This window comes from Methanomicrobium sp. (assembly GCF_055145805.1).
In genome coordinates this window covers 1-11583 of sequence record NZ_JBSREC010000102.1, presented here as the reverse complement: position 1 = coordinate 11583, position 11583 = coordinate 1, and the positions used below count along the sequence as shown (strand labels likewise).

15 protein-coding genes are annotated in these 11583 nt (G+C 42.2%); 8 read left to right on the top strand and 7 right to left on the bottom strand.

Going from position 1 to position 11583, the window contains the following annotated elements:
- Both ACTB1O_RS09560 and ACTB1O_RS09555 read right to left on the bottom strand, forming a co-directional pair.
- On the bottom strand, positions 1-193 hold a 193-nt coding region (locus ACTB1O_RS09560), incomplete at its 3' end, for a DUF1016 N-terminal domain-containing protein (RefSeq protein WP_462994909.1).
- A 34-nt stretch (positions 194-227) separates the two neighbouring features.
- The gene (locus ACTB1O_RS09555; RefSeq protein WP_462994908.1) at positions 228-1778 is read right to left on the bottom strand and encodes a type I restriction-modification system subunit M; all 1551 of its coding nucleotides are present in this window, start codon (positions 1776-1778) and stop codon (positions 228-230) included.
- Between the two features lie 209 nt (positions 1779-1987).
- On the opposite strand from ACTB1O_RS09555, the gene ACTB1O_RS09550 reads away from it, so the two are divergent.
- A complete protein-coding gene (locus ACTB1O_RS09550) occupies positions 1988-2152 on the top strand; it encodes a hypothetical protein (RefSeq protein WP_462994907.1) in 165 nt (54 codons plus the stop codon).
- Positions 2153-2162: 10 nt separating this feature from the next.
- Here the strand turns inward: ACTB1O_RS09550 and ACTB1O_RS09545 are convergent, their stop codons facing one another.
- The 5 genes from ACTB1O_RS09545 to ACTB1O_RS09525 all read right to left on the bottom strand — a co-directional run bounded on the left by ACTB1O_RS09545 (position 2163) and on the right by ACTB1O_RS09525 (position 6140).
- A complete protein-coding gene (locus ACTB1O_RS09545; RefSeq protein ID WP_462994906.1) occupies positions 2163-2879 on the bottom strand; it encodes a 4Fe-4S binding protein in 717 nt (238 codons plus the stop codon).
- Positions 2880-3087: 208 nt separating this feature from the next.
- A complete protein-coding gene (locus ACTB1O_RS09540; protein ID WP_462994905.1) occupies positions 3088-3357 on the bottom strand; it encodes a hypothetical protein in 270 nt (89 codons plus the stop codon).
- Between the two features lie 92 nt (positions 3358-3449).
- Complete coding sequence (locus ACTB1O_RS09535; RefSeq protein ID WP_462994904.1) at positions 3450-4847, bottom strand: PAS domain-containing protein; 1398 nt, start codon at positions 4845-4847, stop codon at positions 3450-3452.
- A gap of 25 nt (positions 4848-4872) precedes the next feature.
- On the bottom strand, positions 4873-5475 hold the full coding sequence (gene tmk / locus ACTB1O_RS09530; RefSeq protein ID WP_462994903.1) for a dTMP kinase: 603 nt from the start codon (positions 5473-5475) through the stop codon (positions 4873-4875).
- Positions 5466-6140, bottom strand: a complete 675-nt coding sequence (locus tag ACTB1O_RS09525; protein WP_462994902.1) for a HisA/HisF-related TIM barrel protein — start codon at positions 6138-6140, stop codon at positions 5466-5468. The genes tmk and ACTB1O_RS09525 overlap by 10 nt, the downstream gene beginning before the upstream one ends.
- Positions 6141-6421: 281 nt before the next feature.
- Here ACTB1O_RS09525 and ACTB1O_RS09520 point away from each other — a divergent pair, with 281 nt between their 5' ends.
- The 7 genes from ACTB1O_RS09520 (at position 6422) to hisE (ending at position 11232) form a co-directional block, all read left to right on the top strand.
- Entirely contained in the window at positions 6422-7108 is a 687-nt protein-coding gene (locus ACTB1O_RS09520) for a (5-formylfuran-3-yl)methyl phosphate synthase (RefSeq protein ID WP_462994901.1), read from the top strand.
- Positions 7109-7117: 9 nt separating this feature from the next.
- Positions 7118-8584: an IMP dehydrogenase gene (guaB, locus tag ACTB1O_RS09515; RefSeq protein ID WP_462994900.1), complete on the top strand. Its 1467-nt coding sequence runs from the start codon at positions 7118-7120 to the stop codon at positions 8582-8584.
- Positions 8585-8624: 40 nt separating this feature from the next.
- Entirely contained in the window at positions 8625-9254 is a 630-nt protein-coding gene (locus tag ACTB1O_RS09510; protein ID WP_462994899.1) for an ArsR/SmtB family transcription factor, read from the top strand.
- A complete protein-coding gene (locus ACTB1O_RS09505; protein WP_462994898.1) occupies positions 9244-9645 on the top strand; it encodes an Hsp20/alpha crystallin family protein in 402 nt (133 codons plus the stop codon). The genes ACTB1O_RS09510 and ACTB1O_RS09505 overlap by 11 nt, the downstream gene beginning before the upstream one ends.
- A gap of 120 nt (positions 9646-9765) precedes the next feature.
- Positions 9766-10431: an MBL fold metallo-hydrolase gene (locus ACTB1O_RS09500; RefSeq protein ID WP_462994897.1), complete on the top strand. Its 666-nt coding sequence runs from the start codon at positions 9766-9768 to the stop codon at positions 10429-10431.
- 64 nt (positions 10432-10495) lie between these two features.
- The gene (locus ACTB1O_RS09495) at positions 10496-10942 is read left to right on the top strand and encodes a NusA-like transcription termination signal-binding factor (RefSeq protein ID WP_462994896.1); all 447 of its coding nucleotides are present in this window, start codon (positions 10496-10498) and stop codon (positions 10940-10942) included.
- Entirely contained in the window at positions 10939-11232 is a 294-nt protein-coding gene (gene hisE, locus ACTB1O_RS09490) for a phosphoribosyl-ATP diphosphatase (protein ID WP_462994895.1), read from the top strand. Before ACTB1O_RS09495 ends, hisE begins: the two co-directional genes overlap by 4 nt.
- The last annotated feature ends 351 nt before the right edge of the window (positions 11233-11583 follow it).

The following is an 11583-nucleotide window of genomic DNA, read 5'->3' as shown; positions in this document are numbered from 1 at the left end:
TTCCCTTTAAAATTTCTTCATTAATCCGCTTTCCAATCTGCCAGTAAAGAAGAGTCATGGCAGAGTTTACCGCAACTGCAACACGGCCTCTTGCCTCATCAATAATCCTTCTGAGATCGTCAATAAGAGCAGGTGATTTCTGTGAAATGTTCCCCGCCGCTGTTATTTCTGTGTCAGGCATCTTCTTTGTCATTATTATCCCCCTTAATATCCTTCACAAATCTGTATCAAATCTCCAGAAGCTTTGCAACATTTCCGGAAATCCGTTCCTCAAGCTCCCTCGCTTCCGCATTTAAAACCTCAAGCTCCTCGTTTAACTCCTCAAGGCGCACTTTGAAGTCAAAACCGTCATCCTCCCTTGCGGCGATTCCTACATATCGTCCGGGATTTAAACTCCAGCCCTGCTCTTCTATCTCGGTGGTGGTGGCTATTTTGCAAAGGCCGGGGATGTCATGGTATTTTTCGTCAGGGAAGTGCTCTTTTGTTAAGTCTTCGCTGCCCTGAATGTATTCGGGTTTCTCGCCGCGTGAGAGTCTTGCGATGTTTGCCAGAAATTCTATCTGCTCAGGTGAGAACTCACGGTGCGCCCGGTCAACCTGAACAAAGGTGTGTCTTGCGTCGATGAAGAGTACTTTGTCCTTTCTTTCTGTGTTCGTCTTTGAGCGGTCAAAGAACCACAGGGTGCATGGCAGTGTTACGGTGTAGAAGAAGTTAGGCGATATTGCAACCATTGCATCAACCGCCCCTGACTCAATAATCTTCTTTCTTATCTCAAGTTCCGCACCGCGTGCATCGGCAGCGGAGTTTGCCATAACAAACCCTGTTCTGCCTGTCTCGTTTAGCGAGTGGTAGAAGAGCTGAATCCAGAGGTAGTTTGCGTTGTCAGTCGAAGGTGTGCCGAGCGAAAATCTCGGGTCGTCCTTTATCCTCTCCTTGTCAACACCGGAGACGTTAAACGGCGGATTTGCCATCACGAAATCGAAGCGGCCAAAACTCTTGTGCAAGTCCTCATAGTAGGTGTTGCCCTGTTTGATGTCGCCCGAGAGTCCGTGGACTGCAAGGTTCATCTTCGCAAGCCTGATAGTCTCTGCCCCTCTCTCCTGGCCGAAGACTGACAGCTCCTTTCCGGGATCGTGTTTGTGGTTTAAAACGAATCTGGCGCTCTGAACAAACATACCGCCGCTGCCTGAAGCCGGATCAAATATCCTCCCGTGATATGGCTGAAGAATGTTTACAATCAGTCTTACAAGGCTTGTCGGCGTGAAGAACTCCCCGCCCTTCTGCCCCTCTTTCATCGCGAACTTGCCGAGGAAATATTCGTATATTTTACCAAACGCATCTCCCTCCATCGCCGGAATTGTAGAGAGGATTCTTAAAAGTTCGACAAGTGTTATATTTTCAATTCTGTTGTAGCTCTTTGGAAGAACATCCTTTAGCTCCTCGTTTTCAGTCTCAATCTGTTTCATTGCCGCGTTTATGGCAGTCCCGAGATCCTCGCCCTCGGGGAGTTTCTGAAGATATGAGAAGCGTGCCGTTTCCGGAACAAAAAGGACGCCCTTTGAATGATAGTTCTGTTTTCCGATAGTACGGCGTCCGCTTCCCGCACCCTCTGCCTCAATCTCATCCTTTGCAAGAGTGAACTTAAGATCCGCATACCGCAGGAAGATAAGTCCGAGTACAGGTATTGAGTATTCCGAAGGTCTCAGGTCCGAGTTGGCCCAGAGCTGGTCCGCAGCCGCCCATAGCCGGGTCTCAATCTCGTTGTTGTTCGTCGCCATGTGTTGATAGATTATTTTGGCGGCGATTATTTACCAATATTGATTCGGCGGTCTGAAATGAATCTGCAACCGGCAAAAAAATAATCAAAAAAAAAGAGAATATTTCAGACAATGCTATTTATCTGCCAGATCATCGTTATAATCACCCAAAAAAATATCCCTGCATATACTGATATGAGAGATTATCAAAAGAAGAAAGAGGAAAAACAATGCTTGTAACATTAAAGCGTCCCGGCGGAAGAATAGAAAAGGCAGAGTTTCGTGATGATATGTGGCTTGAGATTGGAGATATTCTTTCTGATGGTTCTGAAGTAATCTGCCTGAATTATCCTGATGATATTGATGATGATATGACTGCCCTTGATCTGTATTAGGGTTGCAATCTCATCTGATGATGTCGGACAGATCACAACGGGAATTTACAGCTCCCCCCTCCCCTCCGGAATACACAATCGCATCCGCAAGACATACTTCCGAACACCTTCCGCAGTGAAGGCATAAAACCGGATTAATAATGTACGACGGGTCGCCCTCGCTTATTGCCCCCACAGGACATGCATCAATACAGACTCCGCAGGATGTGCAGTCTTCTGTTATCCGGTAGACCGGATTTTTGCATACTTCACCGCCGAAAGAGAAGTACACCCGTTTTGGGGTTTTTCCTGAGAGATCAAATATCTCGCCGCATCCTGATTCTATGTAAAACATTTCAAGGATGTCTGTTTTGCCGGCGTACATCCCTGCACCGCCCGCATTTTTTGCAAGAAGTTCGTCTAAAAGACTCCTGTCCTCCATGAAGACTATCTCTCCCTCAACTCTTACCATAAAATGTTCTTTTGAGAGTCCGACTATGGAGACATATGGATTCTCTTTTAACTGACGGTAAAACGGTTTTCCCCTGGCTGTCAGAAAATACAGGACATCGTCTTTTACATGCATCAGATCGATAATCCTTGCTGCAGGTCTGTCTTTATCAATGGTTGCAAAAGAGAGTGAGCGGATCTCTTTTAAGAGATCAAACGCCCGTTTTGTTTTTTTCTCATCACCTGCTCCTGCATCAATACCTGCAACTGTTATGGGTTTTTGATCTCCTTTTGTCATTAGCCCATTATAATCATGAGGTGTGTATTATATCTGACGCTCAAAAAAAGACTGCTATGAAGCATGCACTGCTGATGTCATCACATTTGAATATGCCGCCAGATAAGGCAAAGGAGATGACGGCTAAGCATATCCTGACTTTTAACTGACGGCAAAATAAATATCTGCAGGAAAATATTTTTTGCCTTTTGAGAAATTAAAATTTATTTTACCAGCGGTACTCTCTATGCTTCTTCGCGCTATCCTCATAGGTCATAAGTTCATATGAATGAATACCGCCTTCTTCATCAAACGCAACATCAAGTTTCAATTCTGCTTCAAAATTCTCAAACTCGGCTGATGCGGGGTCTGATCCATTCTGTACAAAACCCAGTTTTAGAAGCTCGGTTTCTATCTCGGGAAATCTGTAAGAGGAGCATATTTCAAAGAGATCTTCTGTCTTTTCCATAATCTCTTCCCGGCTTAAATCGCATGTCATAATGTGGTCTATGAATTTTACATGGATAAAAATTTTGTGTCTGAAAAAATGTTTTTTAAAAGTGAATGCCGGCCGGGACTGTTTTACAAATACTACCTGCCAAACTTGTTTTTTGCATTCATCTGCATCATATTAAGCTGGATTTCATATTTGGACCAGACACTGTCAAATATGATAAGCTTCTTTTCGGCATTCCTTGTTAAATTTGCAACCTGCTGGAATGCCGGATCCCTTAACTTGTCAGGATTTTTCTCAACAAATTTTACAATCTGGTACAGGGCTGTTCTTATATCCCCCATTGCCGTGTGAATGTTTTTAATAAGGGAGCTGTTTTTCATAAATTCTTCATAGATAACACTGGATTTCTGGCGCGAATCCTCAATCTCTGTAATGTCGCGCATCACTGTTATCAGATGGGTTACCTTCCCGTCGGTTTCAAGGGGGATGAAGCGAAACAGCATAAATATACGTTCTCTGTCTGTTCCATACCTCTTTATCTGCTGCATTTCTTTGGCGTTTTTGAAAAGCTCCTCATAGATGTTCACATTTGCAATTTTTGAGAACTGCGGAATCTCATAAACCGGTCTTGTAAGCTGAAAATCAGAAATAGATATGCGTTTTGCAAAGAGTGAAAATTTTCGGTTAAAATGTGTAATCTCCAGTTTTGTATTAAGTACGAACACGATGTCGTCAAGTGAGTTTAAGACTTTTGCAAAGATTACATCAATATCCTTTGAGACGAATCCTGCCTCTTCTGTCTCTTTTTTGAATATGAGTATCTGTTCATCGAAAGTATCTCCGTAAGTCTTTAAAAATCCGGTGATTATGGAAACTCTCTGCGCTGTTTTGTCTGATTTTCTGATTAAAACTTTATCCGGCCAGATTTGAACATCTTCTTCTTCATCTCCGTTTGCATCAGTTGTATTGATTAAGCTGAGAAATCTCTTTCCGATGAGTTCATTTCTGCCAAATCCTGTCAGATATGTCATTTCCCTGTTCACTCTTGTGATTGCACCCCTTTTATTGATCGTAATCGCCGGGGCCGGAATTTCTGCAAGATTTGTTTCAATCGGGTCAATGTTTGCCGCATTCTTGTTCTGACGGGATTTTTCCTCTGCCGTGTGCCTGTTTAATGCAAGAGTTATTGATTTTATAAGTTCTTCATCGCTGAATGGTTTTACAAGAATTACCTGATTGTTCAGTTTTTTAACCTCGTTTAAAAGTTCCAGGTCACCATCTCCGACAATAAAGAGAACAGGAATCCTGTAATTTTCAATTATCTTTGAGGCTGCCTCTATTGCACTTATACTTCCTGTTATTCCTATCCGCATTAAGACAAGATCCGGCCTTTGTGAACCGGCATTCTGGATGGCATCATAAAAATCAACAATCAGCCCCGATACTTCAAAATTATTCTCTCTTAATGTTGTTTTGAGTCTGATAGAATCCGATACATCATCATTGACAATTAATATCGTCTTTTTTTTCATATGAAATTCTCCTCAAAATTCGTATCTATTCGGAATTTATGTATTTGCGGATAATGCCTGCTACAAAACCCAGTATTTCATCAGGATTCTTTTTTCCATCAATAATTACAAACCTTGCCGGATCTTTTTCCGCGAGCAAAAGGTAGTTCTTCTGAACATTCTCAAGAACACTCTCACATTCAAAATGCTCCTTATCTGTTCTTTCTGCTTTTATCCTCTTAAGTGATTCCTCTATCGGGACAATGAGAAGAAATGTGATGTCGGGGATTATTGTCCATTTGTTGTGAATCTCCTCAAGCCATTTTTGTGGCTCTTCTATATGTCCTTTGAGGGTTTCTGACTGGTAGGCGTATCTTGAATCCGAATATCTGTCTGATATTATAATGCGGCCTTCTTTTAATGCCGGTTTTATAACTGTATCAAGATGTGCGGCATGGTCTGCGACAAATAAAAAAGCCTCGGCAATGGGGGTTATCTGTTCTTTTATGCCGCGTCTTACCTGCTCACCAATCCATGTGGCGCCCGGTTCCCTTGTGAATACAGGATTTAAATCTTTTAATTCCTCTAAAAGTCCTTTCATAAGCGTTGATTTTCCGCTTCCGTCAATTCCTTCTATTGTTACCAGCATATTTCTCCTTCCTGAAGCACTTTTAATGGAATTCTGCCTTTATGAACGGCTGTTGCAATAATTGCACCGTCATATCCCGCATCGAAAAGTCTTTTCAGATCAGCCATGTCATTAACGCCTCCGCCATATAGCAGTTTTCCAGGAAATGACTTTCTTATGCCTTCTATGTCAAGTCCGCCCATGCTGTCTTCGGCACCCACACTTGAGAGATTCATTACAATCCCTCCCTCAAAGTCCCAGTCTGCGCAGGCCAAAAAAGCCTCTTTGGGATCTCCTCCTGCCGGATATGTTCTGTTGTTTTTTATTACAATGCTGAAATATTCAAAAGGATAATCTTTCTGGTCTTTGGTGCATGTCTCGGTGCTGACAACATTTTTTATCCAGTCTTTGGAGATTGCATCGGATGGCTTTTTTGCTCCCCTGTTGAGTATTGCTGTCTCTGTCAGCCCCCTGCATGCCAGAATCTCTGAATCATTATCTCCTGTTCCCTCAATTCTGTCAAGATCGGCAAAATAGATGTTTTTAGCACCCATTTCCTGTATATATTCAGATGGAATCGTTGATTTTGCAATACCCCAGTCAAGGGGAAGGTAATCCTGCCTCTGTCCCTTATATCCGTGAACCACATTTCCGTTTAAAATATCGACGGCAAGAAAAATTTTCATAAAATAAACACCGGTTTTTTTCTTATGAATTATAGTATCTTTAGAAGAATACTAATAATTTTATAAGTACTTCTTTCGCCTGGAAAGTTTTTTTTCAATAAGATCAGTCATGGATTTTATCTGGTATTTTTACATATTTTGTATCTCTCTCTAAAAACGTGTATATGTCTTTATAATGTAATTTATCGGGCCATAATATCTTTAGAAGTTTAAAAATTCTGGATGTCTCCGGATATGTGTATATAATAATCACTAATTATAGGAAATGACAAAAATTAACTATGGAATTGTTGGTTAGTCCGGCAGGCGTAGAGGAAGCAAAATCTACGTTTTCCGCTGATATTATAGATGTAAAAAAGCCTTCTGAAGGCTCACTGGGTGCAAATTTCCCCTGGGTTATCTCAGAGATAAAAAGCATGACAAAAAAACCTGTCAGCGCTGCAATAGGAGACTACGATTTTCGTCCCGGCGGTGCATCCCAGGGTGCATTTGGTGCGGCATGTGCAGGTGCGGATTACGTAAAAGTCGGTCTTATGTTTGAAGGCGACGAGAATGCGCTTGAATTCATAAAGTCTGTAACAAAAGCTGTCAAGTGGAAGTTTCCTGAAAAGACTGTTGTAATTGCAACATATGCGGATTATACAAGGGTTGATTCGATCTCTCCTTTTGACATGGCGCCACTCGCGGCAAAGGCCGGCGCAGACGTTGCCATGATTGATACTGCTGTAAAAGACGGCAAAGGTCTGTTTGACTATTTGGGTGAGGATGAACTTAAAAAATTCACCGCCAAAAATCGTGAACTTGGCCTTTTAACCGCGCTTGCAGGATCTCTGAAGTTTGAAGACCTTGACACCTTAAAAAAGATTGATCCTGAGATAATCGGTGTTCGCGGTATGGTCTGCGGCGGCGATCGAAGTGCGACAATAAGGGAAGAACTTGTGCAAAAAGCTATGGCTATGGTCAGGTGAATTAACTATATGTATATTGAAAAACTGGACATGCAGACCGGCTTAACATTTGATGATGTTCTGCTTCTGCCGGCCGCATCCTCTGTTGAACCCAGTGAAGCAAATGTCCATTCACGTTTTTCAAAGAGTATAGGTCTTACAATTCCGCTTGTATCTGCGGCAATGGACACAGTTACGGAATCCAGGATGGCAGTTGCTCTTGCACGCGCCGGAAGCATTGGCGTTCTGCACAGGAATATGGCCGCAGAACGTGAGGTTGAAGAGGTTCTTTTAGTCAAACAGGCCGGAGATTTCATCGAAAGGGAAGTTCTCACTGTGGACTCGGATGCAACTGTTTCCGATGTAGACTATCTGATGAAAGAGAGAAACATTGGCGGTCTTCCGGTAATGGAGGATGAAAAGATTATAGGAATCGTTTCACGCCGCGACCTGAGGGGAATATTGCCTTCCCGTTCTTATGAGAATATAAGAACAGTGATGACCAAAAGCCCGATAACTGTTGCCGAGTCCATAACAATTGAGGATGCGCTTGAGGTTATGTATGCCAACAAGGTCGAACGTCTTCCTGTTGTCAGTGAAAGCAAAAGCCTTCTTGGAATCATTACAATGCAGGATCTTTTAGAGAGACAGCAGTATCCCAATGCGAATCTTGACGGTGATGGAAATCTTCGTGTTGCTGCAGCGGTGGGTCCCTTTGATCTGAAACGTGCAAAGATGCTTGATGATGCAGGTGTGGATGCGCTTATTGCAGACTGCGCACATGGTCACAATCTTAATGTTGTAAAGTCTGTCCGCAAGATAAAAGAGAGTGTTTCCTGTGACGTAATTGCCGGAAATATTGCAACAGCCGGAGCGGCAGAAGAGCTTGCGGATTATGTTGACGGTCTTAAGGTAGGAATAGGGCCTGGTTCAATATGCACAACAAGGGTTGTTGCCGGAGTTGGTGTCCCGCAGCTTACTGCGATATCATCTGTCGCAGAAGTCGCAAAAGGATACAATGTTCCTGTCATAGCAGACGGCGGAATAAGGTACAGCGGTGATATTGCAAAGGCAATAGCGGCAGGTGCAGACTCCGTTATGATGGGCAGTCTTTTTGCAGGAACAGATGAAGCCCCGGGCCGTGTTATTGCAATAAAAGGACGTCGTTATAAACAGTACCGCGGTATGGGTTCTCTTGGTGTTATGACCGGAGGTGAGTCCAGTGATCGTTATTTCCAGAAGAAGAATATCGGCCAGAACAAGTATGTGCCTGAAGGAATTGAGGGTGCAACGCCATATGTGGGTTCTGTATCTGATATGATGTACCAGCTTATCGGCGGTCTGAAATCAGCAATGGGATACACCGGTTCTGCTACAATCCAGGATATGAAGGAGAAGAGCAGGTTTATTCGAATTACGTCCGCAGGACAGGTGGAAAGTCATCCGCATGACATTCTTATAACTGATGAGGCGCCTAACTACAGGTTGTCAACTTAGATACTTTTTTATATTTTTTATACTTACCTTTGGTATATATATGATGGAGGGTGATGATGTATCCCGCCTCCTCGATATTCTTGGCAACAAAAACCGCCGGAGAATAATACAGCTTTTAAGACAGAAACCCTGTTTTGTCACAGAGATCTCGGACAGGATTATGGTAAGTCCCAAAGCTGTAATCGAGCATCTTCAGATGATGGAGAGGGAAGACATTATAGAATACAGAAGTGATATCAACAGAAGGAAGTATTACTCTCTTTCCAAGGATTTTGAAGTCCGGATAAATCTTGAAAATGTAAAAGTTTCAATAGTTCCGGAAACTGTGCAGCAGACCTGTGCTCTGGGGCGCACAATTGAAAGAATAAAGATAATACGAGATCTTATGAATTCAAGGGATAATGTCCTCTCTGATCTGGAGTATATTGAAAGGGATATTGATAAAAAAATCAGGGAATTAAAACCCTCCTGCAAAGGAATATTAGACAGTGAGACAGAGATAAACTTAGTACTTGCACTTGCAGGTTATGAGATGAATATTGATGATCTCGGTGAATTTATTGAAGTTCCCGGATCAGAAATTGCCGGTGTTTTGAATGAACTTACGGCAAAGGGTATCGTAGAGAGAACAGGCAACCTGTACAGGGTGTGTGATATATATGGCAAATGAACCCAACGACGACGTATTCAGAAACCTTGCAAAAGTGATGGAAGAGATTATCAGCAGTCTCCCGCTGGATGAAAATGCACGTTTTGTAGGATGCACTATCATCTCAGGCCGTGGCGATGAACCCCATATATTCCAGATGGATGATCAGGATATATCTGAGAAAGAGCCGGAATATGAGGTTGTTGAAGGACCTGACAAGGTATACATAACAGCAGAACTGCCTTCTGATTTAAAAAAGATGCCAGTCATCGATGTCCAGCCGGAAATGGTGCGCATCTGTTTTGGCGAGAATGAAAAAACAATAGATCTTCCCTGCATGGTTCATGCCGGTCAGAGCACTTTCAATATTAAAAACGGTGTTTTGGACATCGTTTGTGATAAACTGGAATAGTTATATCTGAAAATGGCAGAATCTTTTTTTAAGATAAGTGCATGAAACATCTGTTTCATGAACTCTTTTTTTTGTTACTAACGAAGCTATAAAGTCCGATTAAACCACAGATTTTTTGTAATGCTTACAATTGCAGAGGTTTACAATAATATTGCATATGATCAGTCTGTTGTTTCTGATTTTGGCTTTTCATGTTTTATAAAAGAGGCCGGTCTTCTCTTTGATACAGGTGCAAAAAAGGATATACTGCTTAAAAATATGTCATCACTTGGTATCGGAACATATGATGTTAAAGCTGTTTTTCTGTCACATGATCACTGGGATCATAATGGCGGGATCTCAATTCTCGAAGATTTAAACCCCGAAGTTAAGACATTTGCACTCGGTTCATTTTCAGAAGAGACTCTTTTGTATATGTCCAAAAACTCTGATCTGCACATTGTATGCGGCAGGGAGGAGATTCTGCCTGGAATATTTTCAACCGGTGCTCTTGGTGATGAGATTCCTGAGCAGTCTGTTGCGATAAAAGTGGAGGACGGTTATTTTGTAATATCGGGCTGTTCTCATCCGCATATAGAAAATGTTCTTTCATCTGTCAGAAAAGAAGGCAGGGTTGTCGGGCTTATGGGGGGCCTTCATGATGTTGATGATTCTGATATCAGTTCACTCTCGGGGATCGGTTACCTTGCGCCTTCACACTGCACAAAACGGCTTTCAGATATTAAATCCGGATATCCGGAGAGTTTTGTTGAGGCGGGTGCAGGTTTTATCCACCGGTTTTCATGATGTATGAAGGTTATGCCAACAGATTTAATCAAAAAAGGCGTAATTTATAATAGCTGATATTTTAATGCAATCTACAATAGGATTTAAGGAGAGACGGTATATTGAAGAGCTGAGGATTGCCACAAAATCCACTGCTCTTGACTGTATTATTGATGATACATATGATCGTGTCATCTATGTTATAAAAAAAGGCGATATGGGATTTGCAATAGGAAAGGAAGGGGGAAACATAAAAAAACTTCAGAGAATTCTTGGTAAGAGAGTTGAGATGGTTGAGGAGTGCAGCGATCTTAGGGGTTTTATTGAAAATATCCTAAAGCCTGCACAGATCGATGATGTCAGGGCCGATGAAGAGTCGCAAAAGCTGAACATCTATGTAAAAAGCAGGTATGATCTGGGGATTGCCATTGGAAAAGGCGGGTGCAATGTTGAGAAGGGCCGCCTTCTTATCCTGAGATATTTCAGAAAGGAAATAGGGGAGATTATTCTTCCCGAAGAGAGTGATAAATGATGGATACGTCTGTTTTTGAAGAGTTGTGGGATACTATATGCTCACGAATGGATAATCCTCCTGAAAAAAGTTATGTTGTCGAGATTTTAACACACAGGAAAGGACTTGACAAGGCGCTTGAAAAGGTGGGTGAAGAAGCGACTGAGTTTATTCTTGCCGCCAAGAATGATGACTATGAGCAGAAGGTCTATGAATCGGCAGATCTTATTTTTCACCTGATGCTTGCTCTTCGTGGCTGTAACGTTGAGTTTTCTGATGTTATAGAAGAACTAAAGAGAAGGCACCGTTAGGCAGCCCGGTTCCCAATTTTAATTTATTTTTGTCTTCAGGGATTTATTTTTTAAGTGTTTTCCTGGTGAGCCCTGGTGTTTTTTTCATGGAATTGCTGTGTCAGGATGATTTTATAAAGTATTTTTGAAAGAAAACCGGCGCAACATACAAAATCCTCTGCCTGTACAGGTACAGCATTTAGTGCCTGTTTTGCGCGGATGAAAAAATATCCTCAAAAAACGCCTGTTTTACCTGATTTCACAAAGGGTCAGGGTGATCAGCAGACCAAAAACGGTCCTGAATTAACAAGGTTTATATGTGGCGAAAGACCACTTTGTAAGGCCGAAGTATGATGGCGAAAGTTCGCTCAA